This is a genomic window from Achromobacter sp. Marseille-Q0513 (genome assembly GCF_018195695.1).
Classification (GTDB): Bacteria; Pseudomonadota; Gammaproteobacteria; order Burkholderiales; family Burkholderiaceae_B; genus Achromobacter.
On sequence record NZ_JAGTJY010000100.1, the window covers coordinates 1 to 22,389 of the forward strand.

18 protein-coding genes are annotated in these 22,389 nt (G+C 69.6%); 7 read left to right on the top strand and 11 right to left on the bottom strand.

The window, feature by feature from the left end; genetic code table 11:
- On the top strand, positions 1-1,497 hold a 1,497-nt coding region (locus KDH83_RS19000), incomplete at its 5' end, for a fumarate hydratase (RefSeq protein ID WP_212318732.1).
- A 23-nt stretch (positions 1,498-1,520) separates the two neighbouring features.
- On the opposite strand, the gene KDH83_RS19005 is transcribed toward KDH83_RS19000, so the two are convergent.
- Positions 1,521-5,168, bottom strand: coding sequence for a YhdP family protein (locus KDH83_RS19005; protein WP_212318734.1), 3,648 nt, complete (start codon positions 5,166-5,168; stop codon positions 1,521-1,523).
- Between the two features lie 102 nt (positions 5,169-5,270).
- Between KDH83_RS19005 and glnE the strand changes: the two genes are divergently transcribed.
- Positions 5,271-8,039, top strand: a complete 2,769-nt coding sequence (gene glnE / locus KDH83_RS19010; RefSeq protein WP_212318736.1) for a bifunctional [glutamate--ammonia ligase]-adenylyl-L-tyrosine phosphorylase/[glutamate--ammonia-ligase] adenylyltransferase — start codon at positions 5,271-5,273, stop codon at positions 8,037-8,039.
- A gap of 101 nt (positions 8,040-8,140) precedes the next feature.
- Entirely contained in the window at positions 8,141-8,815 is a 675-nt protein-coding gene (locus KDH83_RS19015) for an epoxyqueuosine reductase QueH (protein ID WP_212318738.1), read from the top strand.
- Between the two features lie 62 nt (positions 8,816-8,877).
- On the opposite strand, the gene KDH83_RS19020 is transcribed toward KDH83_RS19015, so the two are convergent.
- The 10 genes from KDH83_RS19020 to KDH83_RS19065 form a co-directional block, all read right to left on the bottom strand.
- Complete coding sequence (locus KDH83_RS19020; RefSeq protein ID WP_212318740.1) at positions 8,878-9,849, bottom strand: helix-turn-helix domain-containing protein; 972 nt, start codon at positions 9,847-9,849, stop codon at positions 8,878-8,880.
- 134 nt (positions 9,850-9,983) lie between these two features.
- Positions 9,984-10,505, bottom strand: coding sequence for a cytochrome c (locus tag KDH83_RS19025; protein WP_249205204.1), 522 nt, complete (start codon positions 10,503-10,505; stop codon positions 9,984-9,986).
- Positions 10,502-11,020, bottom strand: a complete 519-nt coding sequence (locus KDH83_RS19030; RefSeq protein ID WP_212318742.1) for a methylamine dehydrogenase light chain — start codon at positions 11,018-11,020, stop codon at positions 10,502-10,504. The genes KDH83_RS19025 and KDH83_RS19030 overlap by 4 nt, the downstream gene beginning before the upstream one ends.
- Positions 11,004-11,645 carry a methylamine dehydrogenase accessory protein MauD gene (mauD, locus tag KDH83_RS19035; protein WP_212318744.1) on the bottom strand — a complete coding sequence of 214 codons (642 nt, stop codon included), beginning with the start codon at positions 11,643-11,645 and terminating at the stop codon, positions 11,004-11,006. The genes KDH83_RS19030 and mauD overlap by 17 nt, the downstream gene beginning before the upstream one ends.
- A 12-nt stretch (positions 11,646-11,657) precedes the next feature.
- The gene (locus KDH83_RS19040; protein ID WP_212318746.1) at positions 11,658-12,212 is read right to left on the bottom strand and encodes a MauE/DoxX family redox-associated membrane protein; all 555 of its coding nucleotides are present in this window, start codon (positions 12,210-12,212) and stop codon (positions 11,658-11,660) included.
- The gene (locus tag KDH83_RS19045; protein WP_212318748.1) at positions 12,209-13,405 is read right to left on the bottom strand and encodes an amine dehydrogenase large subunit; all 1,197 of its coding nucleotides are present in this window, start codon (positions 13,403-13,405) and stop codon (positions 12,209-12,211) included. Before KDH83_RS19045 ends, KDH83_RS19040 begins: the two co-directional genes overlap by 4 nt.
- A 27-nt stretch (positions 13,406-13,432) precedes the next feature.
- Entirely contained in the window at positions 13,433-14,314 is an 882-nt protein-coding gene (locus tag KDH83_RS19050) for a transporter (protein ID WP_212318750.1), read from the bottom strand.
- 83 nt (positions 14,315-14,397) lie between these two features.
- Positions 14,398-15,897 carry a phenylacetaldehyde dehydrogenase StyD gene (gene styD, locus KDH83_RS19055; RefSeq protein ID WP_212318752.1) on the bottom strand — a complete coding sequence of 500 codons (1,500 nt, stop codon included), beginning with the start codon at positions 15,895-15,897 and terminating at the stop codon, positions 14,398-14,400.
- A 189-nt stretch (positions 15,898-16,086) separates the two neighbouring features.
- Positions 16,087-17,076, bottom strand: coding sequence for a quinone oxidoreductase (locus KDH83_RS19060; protein WP_212318754.1), 990 nt, complete (start codon positions 17,074-17,076; stop codon positions 16,087-16,089).
- A gap of 63 nt (positions 17,077-17,139) precedes the next feature.
- The gene (locus KDH83_RS19065) at positions 17,140-18,084 is read right to left on the bottom strand and encodes a DMT family transporter (protein ID WP_212318756.1); all 945 of its coding nucleotides are present in this window, start codon (positions 18,082-18,084) and stop codon (positions 17,140-17,142) included.
- 84 nt (positions 18,085-18,168) lie between these two features.
- Here KDH83_RS19065 and KDH83_RS19070 point away from each other — a divergent pair, with 84 nt between their 5' ends.
- The 4 genes from KDH83_RS19070 to KDH83_RS19085 all read left to right on the top strand — a co-directional run bounded on the left by KDH83_RS19070 (position 18,169) and on the right by KDH83_RS19085 (position 22,374).
- Positions 18,169-19,047 (top strand): DMT family transporter, encoded by an 879-nt coding sequence (locus KDH83_RS19070; protein WP_212318758.1) that lies wholly within the window; start codon positions 18,169-18,171, stop codon positions 19,045-19,047.
- A gap of 101 nt (positions 19,048-19,148) precedes the next feature.
- Positions 19,149-19,589 (top strand): MarR family transcriptional regulator, encoded by a 441-nt coding sequence (locus KDH83_RS19075; RefSeq protein ID WP_249205206.1) that lies wholly within the window; start codon positions 19,149-19,151, stop codon positions 19,587-19,589.
- A 95-nt stretch (positions 19,590-19,684) separates the two neighbouring features.
- On the top strand, positions 19,685-21,148 hold the full coding sequence (locus tag KDH83_RS19080; protein WP_212318762.1) for an efflux transporter outer membrane subunit: 1,464 nt from the start codon (positions 19,685-19,687) through the stop codon (positions 21,146-21,148).
- A complete protein-coding gene (locus KDH83_RS19085) occupies positions 21,145-22,374 on the top strand; it encodes an efflux RND transporter periplasmic adaptor subunit (protein ID WP_212318764.1) in 1,230 nt (409 codons plus the stop codon). The genes KDH83_RS19080 and KDH83_RS19085 overlap by 4 nt, the downstream gene beginning before the upstream one ends.
- The last annotated feature ends 15 nt before the right edge of the window (positions 22,375-22,389 follow it).

Consider the following 22,389-nt stretch of genomic DNA (forward strand, 5'->3'; position numbering starts at 1 on the left):
CTGCAGCACATCAGCCATACCCATCCCGCCGACTTCCTCGCGCACCTGGCCGAGGCCCATGCGCGCGAGGCCAGCCCGGCCGCGCGCAATGCGATGACGCAGATCCTGCTCAACTCGCGCATGGCCGCGACGGACCGGCGCCCCATCTGCCAGGACACCGGCATCGTCAACGTGCTGCTTGAAGTCGGCATGGACGCGCGCTGGAGCGGCTTCGACGACGGCCTGGAGGATGCGGTCAACGAAGGCGTGCGCCTAGCCTACCGCCATCCCGACAATCCGCTGCGCGCGTCGGTGGTGTCCGATCCGCTGTTCGGCCGCCCCAACACGCGCGACAACACGCCGGCGGTCATCCATGCCCGCGTCGTGCCTGGCGGCACGTTGACGGTCACTGTGGCGGCCAAGGGCGGCGGCTCCGAGAACAAGGCCCGGCTGGCCATGCTGAACCCGGGCGACAGCGTAGTCGACTGGGTGTTGCGCACGGTGCCCGAGCTGGGCGCGGGCTGGTGCCCGCCCGGCATCCTGGGCATCGGCGTGGGCGGCACCGCCGAGAAGGCCATGCAGCTGGCCAAGGAAAGCCTGATGGAACCGCTGGACATGCTGTCGCTGCGCGCCGCGCTGCGGGCCGGCCGCAAGCTGACGCCGGAACAGGCCCTGCGCGTCGAGCTGCATGAACGGGTCAACGCGCTGGGCATCGGCGCGCAGGGCCTGGGCGGGCTCAGCACGGTGCTGGACGTCAAGCTCAGGACCCATCCCACGCATGCCGCCGCCAAGCCCGTCGCGCTGATTCCGAACTGCGCCGCCAACCGCCACGTCCGCTTCACCCTCGACGGCGGCGGCCCGGCCCGGTTCGAGGCGCCGCCGCCCGAGGCCTGGCCGGACCTGGCGCCGGCGGCCGCCGTCGACGGCCGGCGCGTCGACCTGGACACGCTGACGCGCAAAGACATCGCGCAATGGCGCGCCGGCGACACGCTGCTGCTCAACGGCCGCATGCTCACCGGCCGCGATGCCGCGCACCGGCGCATCCAGGATCTGCTGGCGCGCGGCGAGCCCATGCCCGTCGATTTCGCAGGCCGGGTCATCTACTACGTCGGCCCGGTGGACCCGGTGCGCAATGAGGCCGTCGGCCCCGCCGGGCCCACCACGTCCACGCGCATGGACGGCTACACGGAGATGATGCTGGCGCAAGGCGGCCTGCTGGCGATGGTGGGCAAGGCCGAACGCGGACCCGAGGCTGTCGCGGCGATCCGGCGCCATCGCGCCGCCTACCTGATCGCCGTCGGCGGCGCCGCCTATCTGGTGTCCCAGGCCATCCGAGGCGCGCGCGTGGTGGCGTTCGAGGACCTGGGCATGGAAGCCATCTACGAGTTCGACGTGGTCGACATGCCCGTCACCGTGGCGGTGGACTCGCGGGGCGGCAACGTGCACGAGGACGGGCCCGCGCGATGGCGGCGCGCGCCGGCGGGCGCCATCGGCGGCATCGCGATCCGCAGCGCCTGAACGGCGGCGCGGCCCGCGCCGCCTCAGTGTTCGATGAACTCTTCCAGGCGCCGCACCGGCGAGTCCGCCGGACGCGGCGTCTGCTTGGGCACGGGCTTGCCCGAACCATCCAGCGGGTCGATCTTGGGATCGTCCCAGGTGCCGGTGACGGCGTACTCCATGGTCATCGCGCTCGCCAGCGGATGCTTGAGCAGCCACTGCGTCACGAAAGCGCCCAGGCCGATCAGCGGATTGACGGCCAGCGCCGTCACCACCGCCGCGCCGCTGGCGTCCAGGTTCGGAATCACCACGGCCTTGAGGTTCCAGCGTTCCTGCACCACGTTCACGTCGCCGGCCAGCACGATAGCCGCCACGGGCCCGTTGACCTTGTAGCCGTCGGTGCGCAACACGCCGTCGGACAGCTTCATGTGGCCTCGGATGGTGTCGAACGGAAAGCCGTCGCGCAGCAGGCTGGTGGGGTTGGCTTCCAGCTTGGCCAGGCGCTGCAGCGATTGCAGCGACAGCAGTTCCAGCAGCCGCGCCGTGCGCGAGTTCACGTGCATGAAGCGACCCTTGTCGACACTGACCTCCACCTCGCCGTCGATGTCGGCGATATTGTGGGTCCAGGGCAGGTTGCGCCAGGTCATGCGGCCCTGCATCGAGCCATCCCCGCCCGACACCATCTTCTCGAAGCCGATCCGGTCCATGAAGCCGCCCAGGTTGGCGAACTTGATCGCGGCGTCCACGGTCAGGCCGCGACTGGCGCCATCCAGCGTCCAGTCGCCCTTGGCGTCGAGCTTGGCGGCGTCATTGGCGATGGACAGCTTGTCCAGCCGCCAGCGGCGGCCGCGCTCCAGGTTGGTGCCCAGCACCTGCAATTCGCCCAGGTTCTTGCCATAGAGCAGGAACTGCTTGGCCTGCAAATCGATGGCGGGAATGTCGGACAGATCGCTGTTCGAGGACAGGGCCTCGTCGGCCTTGTTGCCGTCGTCCTCGCCGCCCAGCGCCAGGTGCTTCAGGCGCGCGGTGATCTGGCCGGCGATGGCGCCGGAGGCCTCGCGCCATTCCAGCGAACCAGCCGCCTGGCGCGACTGGATGTCCACGCGCCACTGCGCCGGATCCGGACGGGTGGCGTACAGGGTCAGGTCATTGAGCGTATAGCCGCCGGTGCGCAACACGCCCGTGGCCAGGCTGACGCGGCCGGGCGGCGGCAGGATCGGCTTGGGCGCCGGCTTGCCCTTGCCGGGCTGGACGGAAAAACCGTCGCCGACCTTTTCCCAGCCGTCCATGTCCAGTTCCGGCAGGCTGGCGCTCAGGCTCAGCGCCGCTTCGGTCGGCAGGCTGGCCGGACGGTTGATGCCGACCGCGCCGCGCGCGAAATACGATGCCGACCTGCTGGCGGGATCGCGCTCGAGCAGCGCGTTGACCGTCGTGCCCAGGCTGGCCGTCAGCCAGCGCCGGCCACGGCTGCCCTGGTCCTGCGCGGAGCCCCATTGCAGCTTCAACGGCTGCGAGGACTGCGCGGACTTGCCCACCGGCGCCGGCATGTCGATCGCCATCCCCGCCAGGTCGGACTCGGCCGAGATCTCGACCGCGCCGCCCTTCTGGTAGCTGAGCTTGCCCTTGTACGCGGCCTTGCCCGAGAAGCGCGACATCGACGCGGTATTGCTGATCTGCGTCAGGCCGGAGCCGGCCAGCGTGCCCTCGAAGTTCAGCGCGTCGCCGCTTTGCGCCAGGCGTCCGGAGATCTTCACGGGCCCGCCCAGGAACTGGGCGCGGACCTCGCGGGTCTGCACGCCCTTCTCGGAGAACTCCAGGTCGCCGTGCATCTGCGTCAGCAGCGGCATTTCCGGCATGAAGGTGAAGCTGTTGTCGGCGAACTGGATATGGCCGTCCACCTGCGTGTCGTCGGTATTGAGCAGCGGCACCGTCAGCTTGATCGGCATGCGCCAGTCGCCCGTGCCCTGGGCCTCGTCCAGCGCGCCATCGAGCAGCTTGCCCAGCGGCGAATTGTCCACCAGGGCCAGATAGGCCGGCACCGGCCCCGAGCTGTTGCCCGTGACCTGCAGCACGGAATTGAATTCCATGTTCGGAATGACCGCGCTGACCGAGCCCAGCGTCAGCGTCTGGCCCGGCGCCGGGTGCATGAGCGCGCCGCCCGCCGAGTCCAGCGCCAGGCTGACCTTGTCGATACGGAAATTGCCGGACAGGTTTTCAAGCCTGGGCCAGGCCTTGCGCTGCGGCCGCGCGGGGGCATAGTCCACGATCGCGCCGGCGTACTCGCCGGCGATGACGAATTCGCCCTGCGCGCCCGGCGCGCCGTAAGGGAAATCGTCCAGGTCGCCTTTCAGCGTGATCGCCGCCGAGCGCATTTCGCCCGCCGGCAGGCCGGTGGCCAGCCACTCGCGCGCGTCGGGATTGACCGTGAGCGGCAGGTAGCGGTGGATGGCCGGCATGGCGCCACGGATCATCACGCCGCGCAGGTCCGCGCTGCCGGCGGCGGTCTTGCCCTCGGCGCGCCACTGGCCTTGCAGGCGCGCGTCCAGGTCCTCGTTGCGGACCCGCAGCTCGGCGATGTCGACGAACCAGTCGCGCGCATCCGGGCCCTTGATCTGCGCGTCCACGTCCAGCTCGCCCACTTTGACGGTCGGCTGTTCGAAGACGTCGGGCAGCGTGAGCTGGAACCGTTCGGCGCGACCCTTGAGCGAGGCGTTGGGCGCGCCCGGGCTGCGAGCCAGGGCCAGGCTGTCCGTCTGGATGAAATCACCCGGCAGCCCCTGCACGCGGAACTGCGCGTACTCGCCGCGCAGCGCCGGCCCCTTCGGGCGCGCCGCCCAGGACAGGCCGCGCACGGCCAGGTCCGAGGTCAGCTCGGTGAACTTGCCGTGGTCCAGCTGCAGCCAGGCGCGGCCGCTCAGGCGGCCAGCCACGGGCAGCGCCGGCAGCCAGGGCGACCAGGCCAAAGGCTCCAGGTCGTCGGCCTGCAGATAGATCTGTCCGCTCCAGTTGGCGGGGTTGCGCGCGTCGCCCGAGAACAGGCCGCGATTGAACTCGGCCCGCAGGTCCAGCTGCCGGGCCAGCGCCTCGTCGGCCGAGGCGCGCAGCGCGAATCGATGCGACAGCCGGCCGTTGCGCGCCAGGAATTCCACGCCGCGCAGCGTCAGTTCCGGCGCCTGGCGCAACTCGTCCTGCCAGCGGATGACGGCGCCGTGGATCAGCAATTCGCGCTGCGAGGTCAGCCAGCGCAGCGCGGGATGGTCCAGCCCGGGCGCGGGGCCGCCCTGGTCATTCAGGTCGATCGCCATGCCGGCGACCCAGAGGCGGTTCTGCGCGTCGCGACGCAGGCTCAGTTCGGGCTGGTCGAGCTGCAATTGCAGCAGCCGGGGCGACAGGGTCAGGATGCTGCGCCAGGCCAGCACCGCGGATACCTTGGGCAGGGTCAGCACGGCATCGGCGCCGGCTGCGCCGTCATGGACCTGGACCGAGGCCAGGTCCAGCCTGGGATTGAGGCCCTGCCAATTGGCCTTGAGCGCGCCGATCGAAACCTGTGCGCCCAACGCCTGGCTGGCGTAGGCTTCTATCTGGGGCCGCCACTGGTCGACGCGGGGCAGAACCCAATAGCGCAGGCCCAGCAACCCGATGGCGGCGACGCCATAAACGGCCAGCGCGCCCCAGTACAGGCCGCGGAGCACTTTTTTCGGAACAGACACGGATCAGTGGGCAGGAGTAAGGGTCTTGCGGTATCGTCCCCACTTATACCTGAAACGCGTCCTTTAGTCTGCGCCTATTTCATCATGACACCATCGCCCACCCTCGCCCCCGTCCTGGCCTGGTCCGGCCACCTGCGCCGCCGCCTGGAAGCCCTGCCGGACCTGGCGGCCTGGCTGGAAACGGCCCGGCAGGCGCCCGTCACGCCGGCCCGGCTGGCCGAATGGCGCGATGAACTGGCGGGCACGGACGGCGCCGCCCCGCTGGCGGTCGACGCCTGCCGCATGGTGCTGCGCAAGCTGCGCGAGCGCGTCTTCTGCACGCTGATCGCGCGCGACCTGGGCGGCCAGGCGCCGCTGGAGGAAGTGGTGGGCGCCATGACGGCGCTGGCCGATCTGGCGGTGGCCGAAACCTATCGCAGCGTAGCGTCCGAACTGGCCGCCGTGCACGGCGTGCCGCGCGACCCGGCCACCGGCCTGCCCCAGGAAATGCTGATCGTGGGCATGGGCAAGCTGGGCGGCTGCGAGCTGAACGTGTCGTCCGACATCGACCTCATCATGCTCTATGGCGAGGAAGGCGAGACCGACGGGCCGCGCCGCATCAGCCACCATGAGTTCTATGGCCGCCTGACGCGCCGCATGATGCCGGTGCTGTCCGAGGTGGATGCCAACGGCCAGGTCTTCCGCACCGACCTGCGGCTGCGCCCGGACGGCGACGCCGGCCCGCTGGCCTGGAGCCTGGACGCGCTGGAACACTACCTGATCGGCCAGGGCCGCGAATGGGAGCGCTATGCCTGGCTCAAGGCCCGGCTCATGCCCGCCAGCGCCTTCGAGGGCAGCGACAGCGCCCTGCAGGCGCGGCAGCTGGAAAGCCTGCGCGTGCCCTTCGTGTACCGCAAGTACTTCGATTTCGACGCGCTGGCCGCGCTGCGCGCGCTGCGCGAGCGCATCCGCCAGGACTGGCAGCGCCGCGCCAGCGCGCGCAACGGCATCGACAGCGCCAACAACATCAAGCTGGGCGACGGCGGCATCCGCGAGATTGAATTCGTGGTCCAGCTGGCGCAGCTGATCCGCGGCGGACGCATGCCGGCCCTGCAGCGCCGCGGCCTGCTCGAAGCGCTGCACGCCGAAAGCGCCGCCGGGCTGCTGCCCGAGGCCGACGCGCAGCGGCTGGAGGCCGCCTACCGCTTCTTGCGCCGCACCGAGCACGCGCTGCAATACCGCGAAGACGAGCAGACCCACCTGCTGCCCGGCGATCCCGCCCTGCGCGCCGCGCTGGCGGCGGCGCTGGGCATGCAGGCTGGCGAATTCGAGGACACGCTGGCCGCGCACCGCGCCTTCGTCTCGCAGACTTTCCGCAACGTCTTCCGCCTGGTAGGCATGGGCGACGCCGAGGAGCCTGCGCCGGCCGCCGATGCGGCCGACAAGGAAGAACCCGACGAACAGTGCGAGCTGGCCGGGCAGATCCGCCAGGCCTTCGGCGACGAGGCCGACGACCTGCTGCGACGCGCCGAAACGCTGATGGGCAGCCACCGCGTGCGCAGCCTGCCCGACGCCAGCCGCCGCCGCGTCGAGGCGCTGCTGCCGGCCGCCCTGCGCGCCGCGCGGCAGACGCCCGCGCCGCTGCAGGCAGCGGTGCGGCTGTTCGACCTGATCGAGACCATCGCCCAGCGCAGCGCCTACCTGGCCCTGCTGGCCGAATATCCCGACACGCTGGCGCGCGTGGCCCGCATGGTGGCCGCCAGCCCCTGGGCCGCGCAATACCTGACCCAGCACCCGCTGCTGCTCGACAGCCTGATCGACTGGCGCACGCTGTTCGAGCCGCTGGACTTCGGCCAGATCGCGCGCCAGCTCGCCGCCGACCTGGACGCCTGCCGCCTGCCCGACGGCGATCCCGACATCGAACGCCAGATGAACCTGATGCGCGATGTGCAGCGCCAGGCCAGCTTCCAGCTGCTGGCGCAGGATCTGGAAGGCGAGCTCACCGTTGAAAAGCTGGCCGACCAGCTGTCCGCCCTGGCCGACCTGCTGCTGGCCGAAACCATCCGCCGCGCCTGGCCGCTGGTGAACCGGCAGCCGGGCGCCGAGCCGCGTTTCGCCGTGATCGCCTACGGCAAGCTGGGCGGCAAGGAACTGGGCTACGCCTCGGACCTGGACCTGGTTTTCCTGTTCGACGACCCGCGCGACGATGCCGCCGAGGTCTACGCCAAGCTGGGCCGGCGCATGACGTCCTGGCTGTCCACCATGACCTCGTCGGGCCGGCTGTACGAAATCGACCTGCGGCTGCGGCCGGACGGCGACGCCGGCCTGCTGGCGGTGTCGGTCGAGGCCTTCGAGCAGTACCAGCGCAAGCACGCCTGGTCCTGGGAGCACCAGGCCCTGACCCGCGCCCGCCATGCCGCGGGCGACGCAGCGGTCGGCGAGCGCTTCGAGCGCATCCGCGCCGACATCCTGGTGCAGCCGCGCGATCCGGCGGCGCTGCGCCAGGAAGTGCTGGAAATGCGCGGCAAGATCAATGCCGGCCACCCCAACTCCACGCCCAATTTCGATCTGAAGCACGACGCGGGCGGCATGGTGGACGTGGAGTTCGTCACCCAATACCTGGTGCTGTGCCATTCGGGCAGCCACCCGGTGCTGGTGCGCAACCTGGGCAATATCGCCCTGCTGCGGCTGGCGGGCGAAGCCGGCCTGATCCCGGCCGACCTGGCCCTGCAAGCCGGCGACGCCTACCGCACGCTGCGCCGGGTGCAGCACCAGATGCGGCTGCAGGGCGTGGAAAAGGCCCGCGTCGCGCCCGACCAGCTGCAGGCCGAGCGGGCCGCCGTGCGCGAACTCTGGACCACGGTGCTGGGCTGATCCGTCCCGGGCAGGCGGGCCAACGGCCCGCCTTGCGCCAACTCGTCGTAAAATAAGGGTTTTTCCGGCTTCACCGGCCGTCTTTCCCTTTCTTGTCCGCCATGTCCGAACTCGTGCGCCCCAAACTCGATCTGCCCACCGGCCGCAGCAAGGTGCTGATGCACTCCTGCTGCGCGCCCTGTTCCGGCGAGGTCATGGAAGCCATGACGGCCTCCGGCATCGATTACGCGATCTACTTCTACAACCCGAACATCCATCCGGTCAAAGAGTACGAGATCCGCAAGCAGGAGAACATCCGCTACGCCGAGCAGCACGGCATCGAGTTCATCGACGCCGACTACGACATGGACAACTGGTTCGACCGCGTCAAGGGCCTGGAAGACTCCCCCGAGCGCGGCGAGCGCTGCACGGTCTGCTTCGACATGCGCTTCGAGCGCACCGCGCTGTACGCGCACGAGCACGGCTTCGACACCATCACCAGCTCGCTGGGCATCTCGCGCTGGAAGGACATGAACCAGATCAACGGCTGCGGCGAACGCGCCGCCGCCCGCTACGACGATCTGGTCTACTGGACCTACAACTGGCGCAAGGGCGGCGGCTCGCAGCGCATGATCGAGATCAGCAAGCGCGAGAACTTCTACCAGCAGGAATACTGCGGCTGCGTCTATTCGCTGCGCGACACCAACCGCCACCGCCGCTCGCAGGGCCGCGAGCGCATCCATATCGGCGTGAAGTTCTACGGCAAGGAAGACCTGCTCAAAGAGGAAAACCTCTAGGACGGGTCAACGCCAGGAACGGCCCGGCACGGGCAGTCGGCGGACAACACCACGGGGCGCGTTCAGCGCCCCGTCGCGTTTTCGGCGGCGCGACGCCGGTACTCGGAAGGCGACACGCCGTAGCGGTGGCGGAACGCGTGGCTGAAGCGCGCCGCATCGGAAAAGCCGTAGCGGAAGGCAATGTCGCCGATCTGGCGCGCGGCCTGCGCGGCGTCGCACAGCATGTCGCGGCAGCGCTCCAGGCGCGCGCTGAGGATGAAGTCCGCCGGCGTGGTCGAGGCCTGCGCGAACAGGTTGTACAGATAGCGCCGCGACACCCGCAACGCGGCCGCGGCCATGGCTGGCGAGAGCTCGGGATCGTGCAGGTTCTCCAGGATGTGCTGCTGCACGCGGCGCAGTTGCGCCTGGCGCAGCCCGGCCTGCTCCTGGTCGGCCCGGCCGCCGGCGCGCTCGCTGATGTCCAGCCCCATCATCTGCATCACGGCATTGGCCGCGTCGCGCGCGGCGCTCTCGGACAGATGGGCATGCTCGCCCAGCGCCACGCGCAGCAGGTCCATCGCCATGCGCCCGCAGCCCTGGCGGGCGCTGAACACCCGCGCCACCGCGTTCTGCATATGGGGCTCCCAGGCCTCGACCTGCCTGCCCGGCACCTGCATCACCAGGAAATGCGCGTTGTCGTCCACGTCGACCTCGTAGGGCCGCGTGGTGTCGTACACGCCCCACTCGCCCGGCGCCAGCAGCGCGCGCCGCGACGCCTGCCTGATCTCGCTGCGGCCGGACAGCTGCAACGTGACCTTGTAGCCGGCGCTCTCGGACTGGTTGGCCTGCAGCCGGCTGCGGCTGACGCGCTGCGCGCTGGTATGCAGCTCGCTCACGCGCAGCCAGGCCAGCTCGTCATCGGCCACGCTGCTGCGAAAGCGCCCAGGGTGCAGCGCGGACACATCGAGCGGCACGAAGGCGCTGCTGATGCTCTCCTTCCAGCTGGCGCAATCCAGGAATTGCTTGGGCGCGCTGCGCAACAGGGTGTGGGACATGACGGCTCCGGCTTCACGGTCTCTTTTGAACTCTTTCTAGCACCCGAGATCGCCCCCGAGTATCGGTGACAACCCCTATGGCCTGCCAGCCATGGAAAGCGCTTCGCTACCGCCCGATGCCGAACCGCGCGCGCTCAGGGCTGCCGATGACTGCCATAGGAATACTCGGACAGCGGGAATCCGCGCTCCGCCAGTTCCCGGCCCAGCGCGTGCCGCACCGGCACCACGTCGTCGTAGCGACGCGGCCGCGCGGCGGCGACCTCGGCCTGCGTGTAGGGCTGGAAGTCCGCCGGCAGCTGCGCCGGGCTGAACGAAGCCAGCACCCAGTTCAACACCGCCGCCAGGTCCGCGTCGCTCAACTGCGACTGCGCCGCGCCAGGCACGCGGATCAGGTATTCGCGCCCGGCCGGCAGCCGCGTGAAGTGGCCGACCGAATCGCGGAAGTCCGGTATGCCGTGGCGCGTGCTGCCGCGCCCGTCCACGCGATGGCAGCCGGCGCATTGCAGCACATAGTCCGCGCGCGCCGCCGCGCGCAGCGTGGCCTCGCCGCCGGCGGCCCGGTCCTGCGACCAGGCCGCCAGCGGCGCCAGCAAGGCGAGCGCCAGGATCGCCGCGTGCCGGCGCGGCCCCCCGACGAAACGCCTGGTCCCGTTCATGGCTTGGGCTTGGCCAGGCCCACGATCACCGACGTGGTGCAGTGGAAGATGGACGACTCGTTCGACATGCACCAGTTCACATCGTTGTGCAGGAACATCTGATAGCCCGGACGCTCGCGCTCGGCCGCCGCGCACATGCACTTGCCGCAGGCGGTCTTGCCGCAGCAGTCGTTGTAGCTGATCAGGTAGTCCTTGCCGTCCAGCGGATTGTGGCAGGTGCCGACCCAGGACACGGCCGACGGCGAGGGGCCCGGCGGGCAGGACGTCATGCTGCCGCCGCAGCAGGAGCACAGGAAGCCGTCCACCGCGCAGGAGCGCCAGTAGTCGCAGGCGGTCTCGTCGGTCTGCGGCTTCTTGGCGGCAGCGGCTGGCGCCGCGCGCGCCACCGGCAGCACCGGCATGATAAAGGCGGCGCCGACGAACAGGCGGCCGATGCGGTTGAGCACGCTGCGCCGCGAGGTGGCGTGGGCGACGGAGCGCGCGGCGCGCTCCCCAAGCTTATCCAGCCAGTGCATTGCGGTTCTCCTTGCGCGAAATGCGGGTCTCGTCCAGGGTCGCGCCGGTGGCCAGGAATTCCTGCACCGACGCCACGCCCAGTTCCTTGGCGGTGAAAAGGCTTTCCAGCTGTTCGCGGGAATTGACCAGGCCCTTGGCGCGGATCGTGCCCGACTCGTCGATCAGCACCGCGTAGGGCAGCTTGCTGATCTGGAACTTCATGCCCAGCTCGGTGGACAGCAGGTACGGGAAGCGCTCCAGCCCCGCCTGGCGGTAGAACGCCAGGTGCTCCGGCATCTCGCCGTCGCTGGCCAGCACGATGCGCAGCCACGCGTGCTCGGTGCCGGCCACCGACTTCAGGATGGGCAGCAGCTTCTTGCACACCGGGCACGACGGCGACAGGAAGAACAGCAGCTGGCTCTGCGCGCCGCCGCCACCCACCGCGACCGGACGGCCCAGCAGGTCGTTGATGTCGAAGCGCGGCGCGGCCTCGCCCACGGCCGGGCCGCGGTCCATGGTCAGCGCGCCCATCGGCGCGACGCGTTCATACAGCACGCCGATCTGGCGCGACAGGGCCAGGATGACGAGCACCAGGCACAGCAGCACGCCCCACAGCAGGAAATTGGAAATGATCAAGGCATCCATGTGACGCTCCCTTCAGATTGCTTGCAGCTTGAGATGCGAAGCCAACAGGTGGTTGGCCGTGAAGTACAGGGCGACGGCGCTCGCGGCCAGGCCGAACACCGACGCGGCGTCCGTCCACAGCAGGCCGCGCGACAGGCCGGCGGCGCTGGCCGCCAGCACCGGCGCGGTCCAGGCCGCCAGCGCCACGTTGCGCGCCACCAGCCACCAGGACAGTCCGGTGCCGCGCGCGCCGGGCCGGCGCGACATCGGGCCGGAGCAGCCGCAGTCCATGTCGCGGCGGCCGCGCGCCAGGTTGAACGCCAGCCCGGCCGTGGCCATGGCCAGCACCAGCAACGCCAGGCCCGCGCCCGCCGGCTGCCACGCGGGCGTCAGCAGCAGCGCGCCCGCCGCGACTTCCGCCAGGGCGAACAGCAGCGCGAACGGCACGCCGATGCCAGCCGGCAGGATTTCGTAGGCCGACACGGCGGCGGCAAAGCCGGGCAGGTCGCGGAACTTGTCCAGCGCGCCCAGCAGCAGCACGCAGGCCAGCGCCGCGCTGGCCGAGTAGAAGAGCACGGGGTCGGTCATTTCGCCGCTCCCGGCCAGGGCTGCGGCTCAACCTGCAGCGCCGTCTCGCCCGCGCCCTTGATGGTGCCCTTGAGCACCGGCGCGGCCGGCGCAGCGTCGTAGACATTGACGTTGCCGCCATCGATGGTGAAGAGCCGGGGCTTGTCGTCCTGCGACACCGACATGGACAGCGCGCCCTGGCCCGGAATGCGCGCCACGCGCTTGCGCGTGGCCAGGTCGTAGACCCAGATCTCGGCGGCGGGCGTCTTGTGCGTGCCCTCGGTGCCGTTCGGGTGCATGCCCACGTACAGGCGCTTGTTGGCCCGGTTCACCGCCAGCACGTTGTAGCCGCCCGGACGCCAGCCGCGATCCTTGCCGGACTTGTCCAGCAGCGACCAGGACTCGCCCAGGGTCACGTCCTTGGCGCCGATGTCGGCGCTGTACACATTGCCCTGGTAGGACACGAAGTAGAAGGTATCGCCGACGTTCTCGGTGTGCGTGAAGATCGGATCCTTCTCCACGTCGAACAGCGGCTTGCTGCGCTGCTGGCCTGCCGGCTTGCCGCTGTCGTCCAGGTCCACGGTCAGCAGCGCGCCGTCGCCGCAGATGCTGGCGAAGCCGCGCGGCCGCGACGGCGGCACGATGATGCTCCAGCAGCCGGCCGTGGCCGTGACCTCGTCGGTGAACTTGCGCGTCTTCAGGTCCACCACCGTCACCGAGGTCGCCGGCGTGGCGTTCTGCACGAACAGCAGGCCGCCGTCGGTGCTCTGGCGCAGGTAGTTGCGGTAGTTCAGGGCCTGGGCGCGCTTCTCGGGAATGGCCACCTCGTACTTCGGCGTCAGCGCCTCGGCGTCCCAGGCCTCGACCACGTCGATGCGCTTGCCGCGGTTCAGGCGTTCGTAGTAGGACGTCATCACATAGATGTCCTTGCCGTCGTTCGACACCGTCATGTGGCCATTGAAGGACGTGGGCACCAAGCCCAGGAACTTCAGGCTGTCGCCGTCGTAGAGGTTGACGCGGCTGTCCACCAGGTGGTTGAAGGCCGCGTCCATGACGTACAGGCGATGCGGCGTGGCCGGCGGCAGGCGGGTGCCGCCCTTTAATTCCTCCACGGGCAGGTCCGCCCAGGACGCGCCGGCGGCGGCGGCCAGCGCGGCGCACAGCGCCCAGCCTCCCGCCCGCGCGGCGCGTGTTCTTGCACGTAGCGCACTCATTGTCTGTCTCCTTTCATGATCCTGTTCCTAGAATGCGTAGACATAGCGCATCTGCACGCCGCGCATGCGCGGCCCGTTCTCGACCTTGAGGTCGTGGATGTACTGCAGCTGAATCTGGTTCGACGGATTGATCTGGTGCGTCAGCTCCAGCGCCAGCTGGTGATTGCGCGCGCGGCTGGTCACCGTCTGGCCGCCGGAACGCTCGCGCCCGCCGGTCTCGTAGCGGTAGCGCACGCCGGTGTAGGTGTTCTCGGTCAGGTTGGTCGAGGCCAGCGCGAACAGGCGCAGCGACGGATCCTTCTTCAGGGTCTGGCCGAACCAGTCGGTATTGCGGCCGTAGATCTCGACCTCGGCGATGGCTTCCAGGAAAGTGGACTCGCCCACGCCCTGCACGAAGGAAAAATCCTGCACCGTCGACCAGCGGTTCTTGCCCGGCGACACGTCCGGACGCGAGCCGTCATAGCGGCCCACCGGCACCGTGATGAAGGGCTCCCACGCGAACCAGGTCTTGGTCTGGTCGTTGTTGTAGAGCCAGATGGCCGACCCCAGCGTCACGTCGCCGATGCCGGACTTGCGGTCGCGCGGCGCGCCGGGCGCTTCCTGCGTGGTCCGGCTCATCGGCACGATGAATTCCAGCTGCACGGTCTTGCCGTAGAAATCGCGGTAGTGCATCTGGCGGTAGATCAGCATGTCCACGTCCACCGACACGCCGTCCGCGCGCTTGCCCGCCGTGTACACGCCGGACGAACGCAACCCCGCCATGTAGCCGGCGATGATGTTCGTCCCCACCGGCGCGGGTATCCAATCGCGCGCGCTGGGGTCTCCCGCCCACGCCGCCTGCAAGGCCCCGGCACAGGCCAGCGCGAACGCCGCCCCTGCGCGAGACCGGAAACCGATCTTGCCTGCCATGCACTTCCCCTTGGTTGTCGACGCCGGCGCGGCCGCCGTTGTGTCCCGGTCTGATCCGCGCGCGCCGTTTTTGGTGTTCTAGCCTAGTAAGCGATGCAAACCGACTTCTTCTCCAGGTACATGTCCATCACGGCGCGGCCGTGTTCACGGCCGATGCCCGACTGTTTGAAACCTCCGAACGGCATGTTCGGATCCAGCATGTTGTGCGTGTTGACCCAGACCGTGCCCGCCGCGATGCGCGGGATCAGGCGCTGCACGCGCGACAGGTCGTTGCTCCAGATGCTGGCGCCCAGGCCGAACACGCTGTCGTTGGCCAGGCGCACCGCGTCGTCCAGCGTGTCGAAGGGCTGGGCCACCACCACCGGGCCGAAGATCTCCTCGCGTACGATGCGGGCATCGGGCCGGACGTCGGCGAACACCGTGGGCCGCACGAAATAGCCCGCGCCCGCGCCGGCCTCGCCGCCCGCCATGACGCGGCCGCCTTCGGCGCGGCCCAGGCCGATGTAGTCCAGCACGCGCTGCTGGTGCCGCGCAGATACCAGCGGACCGACCTGCGTGTCGGCGTCGAAGCCCGAGCCCAGCTTCATGCTGGCGGCCACGTCGGCCAGCCCCTGCGCCACCTTCTGGTACAGGCCGCGCTGCACGTACAGGCGCGAGCCGGCGGTGCAGACCTGGCCCTGGTTGAAGAAGATTGCGGCCGCCGCGCCCTGCACCGCGCGATCGACATCGCAGTCGTCCAGCACGATCACCGGCGACTTGCCGCCCAGTTCCAGCGACACGCGCTTCATGTCGTCGACGGCGGCGCGGCCGATCAGCTTGCCGACCTCGGTGGAGCCGGTGAAGGCGATCTTGTCCACGCCCGGATGCGCGACCAGCGCGGCGCCGGCGGTTTCGCCCCGGCCGGTGACCACGTTGACCACGCCGGGTGGAAAGCCGGCTTCCAGCACCAGTTCACCCAGGCGCAATGCGGTCAGCGGCGTTTCCTCGGCGGGCTTGAGCACCACGGTGCAGCCGGCCGCCAGCGCCGGCGCGATCTTCCAGATCGCCATCAGCAGCGGGAAGTTCCAGGGAATGATGGCGCCAACCACGCCCACCGCCTGCGGCAGCGTGTAGGCGCTGTACTGGGTTCCCGGCGGAAAGGGTATCGACAGCGACAGCGTCTCGCCCGTGATCTTGGTGGCCCAGCCGGCCATGTAGCGCAGCCATTGCGCGCCCGCGCCGACCTCCAGCCCCTGGGCCACGCCCAGCAGCTTGCCGTTGTTCAGCGTTTCCAGGCGCGCCAGCTCGGCGCCGTGGCGCTCGACCAGATCGGCCAGCGCCAGCAGCAGGCGCTCGCGCCCGGCCGGCAGCATGTCGCGCCAGGGGCCGGATTCGAACGCGCGCCGCGCCGAGCGCACCGCCTGGTCTATCTCGGCGGCGCCGGCGTCCGGCACGCGCGCGATGATCTCGCCGGTGGCCGGATCATGGACCGCGATGGACTCGCCCTGCCCCGACCGCACGGGCTGGCCGTCGATGAGCATGTGCTCGCGGATGGCGCCCAGTTCGGGACGTTCGGCGGCGGACGGAGTGAGGGTGGACGGCATGCTGGCGCTCCAACGGATAGGTGGAGGCCAGGATAGCGCCGGCGTCCGGCGGACACTTGTCGGCGCGTGCATGGGGATTTGTCATTCTGCGCACAGGCCGCAAAAGGAAGCGGCCCGGACGCCGCGAAAGCATCCGGGCCGGATCGTGGCTCGGCGCCCGCCAGGGAGCGCCGCCCGCGCCGTGGTCGATCAGTCCAGCATCAGCACGGTCGCGCCGGTGGTCTTGCGCGCCGCCAGCGCGGTCTGCGCCTCGCCCGCCTGCTCCAGGCCGTAGCGCTGGTCGATGCGGACCTTGATCTTCTTCTTCAGCACCAGGCCGAACAGCTCGTCGGACGCGGCCTGCAGCTTTTCCAGCGTGTTCACGTGCACGCCCAGCGACGGACGCGTGACGTACAGGCTGCCCTTCTGGTTCAGTACCGCCAGGTTCACGCCCGACACGGGGCCCGAGGCATTGCCAAAGCTGACCATCAGGCCGCGCGGCTCGATGCAGTCGAGCGAGGTTTCCCAGGTGTCCTTGCCCACGCCGTCGTACACCACCGGCACCTTCTTGCCGCCGGTCAGCTCAAGCACGCGCTCGGCCACGTTCTCGCGCGAGTAGTCGATGGTTTCCCAGGCGCCGTTGGCGCGCGCCAGCTCGGCCTTCTCGGGGCTGGAGACCGTGCCGATCAGCTTCACGCCCAGCGCCTTGGCCCATTGGCAGGCGATCAGGCCCACGCCGCCGGCGGCGGCATGGAACAGGATGGTCTCGCCGCCCTGCAGGCGGTAGGTCTGGCGGAACAGGTACTGCACCGTCAGGCCCTTGAGCATCAGCGCGGCGGCCTCGTCGAAACCGATGCCCTTGGGCACCTTGACGACCTGGTTGGCCGGCACATTGCGCGACTGCGCGTAGGCGCCGATCGGGCTCTGGCCGTAGGCGACGCGGTCGCCCTTCTTCAGGTGCTTGACGTCGGCGCCGACGGCGGTGACTTCGCCGGCCGCCTCGAAACCCAGGCCGTGCGGCAGCGGATGCGGATACAAGCCCGTGCGGAAATAGATATCGATGAAGTTCAGGCCGGCGGCGTGCTGGCGGATGGTGACTTCATTGGCGGCCGGCGGCGGCACTTCCACCTCGGCGAGCTTCAGGACCTCGGGACCGCCATGCTGCTCGATACGAATTGCCTTGACGAGATTGCTGGCCATGCTGGCCTCCTTTCATGCGAGTGATGCGTGAGGGAATAACGCGGATAAAACGAAAATCGGTATTCAGCGCGCGGGCCTGGCGCCGGCCGTCAGCACCAGCACGCCGGCCAGCACCAGGGCGGTGCCCGCCATCTGCCACGCGGTGATCGGCTCGTCCAGGAACCAGGCCGCCAGGAACAGCACCGACACCGGGCCGACCATGCCCAGCAACGAGGCGGTCGGGGCGCCGATGCGCGCCACTGCCCACATCAGCATGAACACCGGCACCACGGTATTGAGCGTCGCATGGATCAGCGAATAGCCGTAGACCCCGGCGGGCTGGAGCAGCATCGTAGCGGGATGCACCGCGAAGAACTGCGCGATGCAGGCCACGCAGGACACCAGCATGGCATAGGCCACCAGCCGCGTCGCGCCGACCCGCTTGATCAGTTCCCCGGAACAGATGAGGTACACAGAATAGCTTGTCGCCGAGGCGAAAACGAACAAAGACCCTAACAGCACCTCGCCGCCCCCGCCAAAGCTCAGATCGTGGGCAAACACCAGCACCACGCCGGCATAGGACAAGGCCATGGCCAGCCACTGGCGGCGCGCCACCGGCCGCTTGAGCCAGAAGGCCGACATCAGCACCACCAGCGACGGCGACAGGAACAGGATCAGGCGCTCCAGGCTGGCGGTGATATAGCGCAGCCCGAGGAAATCCAGGAAGCTGGACAGGTAATAGCCGATCAGGCCCAGCACGCAGACCTGCAGGCGCTCCCGGGCGCTCAGGGCGGGGATCTCGCCACGGGCGGCGCGGCGCGACTGGTGCCAGGCCACGGCGGCGAAGAACGGCATGGCGAACAGCATGCGGAACGCGATCAGCGTGACCGCGTCGATGCCGTAGCGATAGGTGAACTTGACGACGATCGCCTTGGCCGAGAACAGCACGGCGCCCAGCGTCGCCAGGCAATATCCCGCCGCGCGGCTGGACGGATGGCTCAGGGGCAAAAAACGGGCAAGGCGATTCATGCGATGATTTTAGTTTCAGCGCGCGCCCTTCCGCGCGCCCTGCCTGTGCATTCATCTTTTCCGCAACGCCCCTTCCCTCGCAGCATGACCCGACAACGCGCCCTGACTTACATCCACATCGCCGCCGTGCTGTTCGGCCTGACCGGCGTCTTCGGCGAACTGATCCAGGCCGGCGCCGTGGTCATCACCATGGGCCGCGCCGTCTTCGCCGTCGCCGCGCTGGGCCTGTTCGCCCGCATGCGCCGCCGCCCGCTGCTGGGCGCGCTGACGCCGGCGCAGCTGTTCGTGCTGGTGATCTCCGGCGCCTTGCTGGCCGCCCACTGGGTGACCTTCTTCGTCTCGGTCAAGGTCGGCGGCATCGCCATCGCCACGCTGGGCTTCGCCAGCTTCCCCGCCTTCATCACCCTGTTCGAGGGCCTGATCTTCCGCGAGCGCGTGCGGCTGGCCGAATGGTTGCTGCTGGGCCTGGTCACCGCCGGCCTGGTGCTGGTGACGCCGTCCTTCGACCTGGCCGACCAGGGCACCGTCGGCCTGGCCTGGGGCCTGCTGTCCGGCCTGACCTTCGCCCTGCTGGCCCTGAGCAACCGCCGTTCAGCCTCCGGCATGGATCCGATGCAGGTCGCCTGCTGGCAGAACCTGGTGGTGGCCCTGGTGATGCTGCCCTTCGCGGCGGCGCAACTGCCCTCGGTCGCCGCGGTGGACTGGCTCTGGCTGGCGCTGCTGGGCGTGTTCTGCACCGGGCTGTCGCACTACCTGTTCGTGTCCAGCCTGACCCGTCTCAACGCCCGCAGCGCCGGGCTGGTCATCGCGCTGGAGCCGGTCTACGCCATCGCCTTCGCGTGGGCGCTGTTCAGCCAGCAGCCCACGCCGCGCATGCTGGCCGGCGCCGCGCTGATCGTGACGGCCATCGTCTGGTCCGGCCTGCGCAAGGCGGCCGCGGCCTCGGAACCTACCGCACAGTAACAGCCTTGACAATAACTGACTAGGCAGTAAAATTCGGCCTCATGAATGCCGAAACACCCAATCCCGACGCCGTCGTCCACTATCGCGGCAACGACAGTTGCATGACGGAAGACAACGCCGGCTACCTGATCAAGCTGGTCTCTTCCTCGCTGAACCGCATGCTGGATCAGGAAATGGCGCCGCTGGACCTGACCGCCATGCAATGGCGTCCCGTCGCCATGCTGTATCGCGGCCGCGCCGACACGCCCGCCGAGCTGGCGCGGCTGACCGGCACGGACACCGGCGCCATGACGCGCACGCTGGATCGCCTGGAAGCCAAGGGCCTGCTGCGGCGCAACCGCAGCCAGACCGACCGCCGCGTGGTCAAGCTCGAACTCACCGAGCTGGGTGAAACCAAGGCGCGCGAGATTCCGAACAACATCGCCCGCGTGCTGAATCATCACCTGCGCGGCTTCAGCGCCGACGAGGTGCAGCAACTCAAGCACTTCATGATGCGCATGCTGGCCAACGGCTCGGCCTGTAGCAGCGCGCCCGAGCGCTGACGCACACGCGCATCCCCGCTCAGGCGGGTTTTCTTTGGCATAATATCTGCCTAGGCAAATACAGATTAATCAATTACTTTCAGCAAACCGTCAGGATGAAACGCCTTCTCACTACCGCTTTAGCGCTCGCCCTGAGCGGCTGCGCGCTGATGGAACCCGGCCCCGAACCCGTGCCGGCGCTGGACGCGACCAAGCTGGGACTCACCGGCCAGAATGCGCTTTGGCCCGCCGACCACTGGTGGCAGCGCTACGGCGACAGCCAGCTCGACGCCCTCGTGGATGAAGCGCTGGCCAACAGCCCGTCGATGAGTTCCGCCCAGGCCCGCCTGGCCCAGGCCAATGCCGCCGTCAGCACGGCGCGCTCGTCGCTGCTGCCCAAGGTGGACGCCAACTACACGCTGAACCGCGAGCACCTGTCCAAGCAGTACATCTATCCTGCCCCGCTGGGCGGCTCGGTGGTCAGTGACAACCGGCTGGCGCTGGATTTCAGCTATGAACTGGACCTCTGGGGCAAGAACCGCTCGCGCCTGAAGTCAGCGGTCTCGCAGCAGGCGGCCGCGGCGGCCGATGCGCAGGCCGCGCGCAACCTGCTCGCCAGCGCCGTCGTGCGCGCCTACCTCAATCTGCAGAACGGCTTCGCCCAGCGCAGCGTGCTCAAGCGCGTGCTGGCGCAGCGCGCCGACGTGCTCGAACTGACGCGCGGCCGCTACTCGGCCGGCCTGGACACGCAGGTCGAGGTCAAGCAGGCGGAATCATCGCTGGCCGCGGGCAAGGTTGAACTGACGCAAGTCGAGACCACGCTGGCGCAGCTGCGCAACCAGGTCGCGGCGCTGGCCGGCGCCGGCCCGCAGCGCGGCCAGTCGCTGACCGAGACGGCGCTAGTCGCGCCGGCCGGCGGCGTGCCTGCCAGCGTGCCGCTGGACCTGCTGGGCCGTCGTCCCGACGTGGTGGCCGCGCGCTGGCGCGCCGAAGCCGCGCGTCACGCCATCGACACCGCCAAGGCCGAGTTCTATCCGAACATCAACCTGACCGCCTTCGCCGGCTTCCAGGCCATGGGCACCGGCAACCTGCTGGACGCGGCCTCGCGCATGGCCGGCATCGGTCCGGCGATCTCGCTGCCGATCTTCCACGGCGGCGCGCTCAACGCCAACCTGGCGGGCCGCCGCGCGGACGCGGACCTGGCGGTCTCGGACTACAACCAGTCCGTGCTGGACGCCGTGCGCCAGGTGGCCGATGCGCTCGACGGCCTGCGCCTGCTGGAGCAGGAACGGGGCGAACAGCGCCAGGCGCGCGCCGCCATCGACGCGGCCTACGACCTGGCCGTCAAGCGCTACAAGGCCGGCATGGGCAATTACCTGTCGGTGCTGATCGCGCAAACGGGCGTGCTGACCCAGGCCCGCCTCGACACCGACCTGCGCATCCGCGCCTACCAGCTGGACGCCGACCTGGCCTACGCATTGGGCGGCGGCTACACGCCCGCCGCGCCCGCCGCCCCTGACGCCCAGCCCGCGCCCGCCGGCGCCACCACTCACTGCCCGACCCGGATTCAGACGTCATGAACGCTCCCGCTACCAATCCCGCCCGCAAACGCCTGCTGCTGCTCGCGACCGGCGCTTTCGTGCTCATCGCCATCGCCTACGGCATCTGGTGGGCCCTGTTCGGCGCCCATTTCGAAAACACCGACGACGCCTACGTGCACGGCAATCTGGTGCAGATCACGCCGCAGGTGCCCGGCACCATCATCGCCATCGAGGCTGACGACACCGAGACCGTGGCCGCCGGCCAGCCGCTGGTGCGCCTGGATTCCGCCGACACCGACGTGGCGCTGCAACAGGCCCAGGCCAAGCTGGCCCAGACCGTGCGCCAGGTCCGCACCTATTACGTGCAGAACGATGCGCTGGCCGCCGACGTCGACCTGCGCAGCGCCGACATCGTGCGCGCCCAGGCCGAGCTGGCCCGCGCCCAGAGCGACGTCAGCCGCCGCCAGCAGCTGGCCAAGTCCGGCGGCGTCAGCGGCGAGGAAATCCTGCACGCCGAAGCCGCGCTGAAGTCCGCGCAATCCGGCCTGACCCAGGCCAAGGCGGCGCTGGCCGCCGCGCGCGCCAAGCTCGCCACCCACCAGGCGCTGACCCAGGGCACCGACGTGGCCGGGCCCCCGGACGTGCAGCAGGCCGTCGCCGGCCTGCGCAATGCCTGGCTTGCGCAATCGCGCACCGTGCTGCCCGCGCCGGTCGGCGGCGTGGTGGCACGCCGCAGCGCCCAGGTCGGCCAGCGCGTCGCCCCCGGCGCCGCGCTGATGACGGTGGTGCCGCTGGACCAGGTGTGGGTGGAAGCCAACTTCAAGGAAGGCCAGCTGCGCAAGATGCGCATCGGCCAGCCCGTCAAGATGAATGCCGACCTGTACGGCACCTCGGTGACCTACCACGGCACGATCGCCGGCCTGGACGCCGGCACCGGCAGCGCCTTCGCGCTGCTGCCCGCGCAGAACGCCACGGGCAACTGGATCAAGGTGGTGCAGCGCGTGCCCGTGCGCATCACGCTCGATCCCGAGGACCTGAAGAAGCACCCGCTGCGCGTGGGCCTGTCGATGGAAGTGGAAGTCGACGTGGGCAAGCAGGACGGCGAACCGCTGACGCAGGCCGAGCGCAAGGAACCGGCCTGGTCCACCCGCGCGTTCGAACCGGCCCACGGCGAGATCGACGCCATGGTCGCCAAGATCATCCGTGACAACCTGGACACCAGCGACGCCGTGGCGCCGGTGGCGTCCGCCGGCCCGGCCCGCTGAGGATCCGCCATGAGC

Excerpts from the sequence above, each read along its gene's own strand:
- glnE (WP_212318736.1), top strand. The coding sequence starts at position 5,271 with ATGACACCATCGCCCACCCTCGCCCCCGTCCTGGCCTGGTCCGGCCAC.
- KDH83_RS19015 (WP_212318738.1), top strand. The coding sequence starts at position 8,141 with ATGTCCGAACTCGTGCGCCCCAAACTCGATCTGCCCACCGGCCGCAGC.
- KDH83_RS19020 (WP_212318740.1), bottom strand. The coding sequence starts at position 9,849 with ATGTCCCACACCCTGTTGCGCAGCGCGCCCAAGCAATTCCTGGATTGC.
- KDH83_RS19025 (WP_249205204.1), bottom strand. The coding sequence starts at position 10,505 with ATGAACGGGACCAGGCGTTTCGTCGGGGGGCCGCGCCGGCACGCGGCG.
- KDH83_RS19030 (WP_212318742.1), bottom strand. The coding sequence starts at position 11,020 with ATGCACTGGCTGGATAAGCTTGGGGAGCGCGCCGCGCGCTCCGTCGCC.
- mauD (WP_212318744.1), bottom strand. The coding sequence starts at position 11,645 with ATGGATGCCTTGATCATTTCCAATTTCCTGCTGTGGGGCGTGCTGCTG.
- KDH83_RS19040 (WP_212318746.1), bottom strand. The coding sequence starts at position 12,212 with ATGACCGACCCCGTGCTCTTCTACTCGGCCAGCGCGGCGCTGGCCTGC.
- KDH83_RS19045 (WP_212318748.1), bottom strand. The coding sequence starts at position 13,405 with ATGAGTGCGCTACGTGCAAGAACACGCGCCGCGCGGGCGGGAGGCTGG.
- KDH83_RS19050 (WP_212318750.1), bottom strand. The coding sequence starts at position 14,314 with ATGGCAGGCAAGATCGGTTTCCGGTCTCGCGCAGGGGCGGCGTTCGCG.
- styD (WP_212318752.1), bottom strand. The coding sequence starts at position 15,897 with ATGCCGTCCACCCTCACTCCGTCCGCCGCCGAACGTCCCGAACTGGGC.
- KDH83_RS19060 (WP_212318754.1), bottom strand. The coding sequence starts at position 17,076 with ATGGCCAGCAATCTCGTCAAGGCAATTCGTATCGAGCAGCATGGCGGT.
- KDH83_RS19065 (WP_212318756.1), bottom strand. The coding sequence starts at position 18,084 with ATGAATCGCCTTGCCCGTTTTTTGCCCCTGAGCCATCCGTCCAGCCGC.
- KDH83_RS19070 (WP_212318758.1), top strand. The coding sequence starts at position 18,169 with ATGACCCGACAACGCGCCCTGACTTACATCCACATCGCCGCCGTGCTG.
- KDH83_RS19075 (WP_249205206.1), top strand. The coding sequence starts at position 19,149 with ATGACGGAAGACAACGCCGGCTACCTGATCAAGCTGGTCTCTTCCTCG.
- KDH83_RS19080 (WP_212318762.1), top strand. The coding sequence starts at position 19,685 with ATGAAACGCCTTCTCACTACCGCTTTAGCGCTCGCCCTGAGCGGCTGC.
- KDH83_RS19085 (WP_212318764.1), top strand. The coding sequence starts at position 21,145 with ATGAACGCTCCCGCTACCAATCCCGCCCGCAAACGCCTGCTGCTGCTC.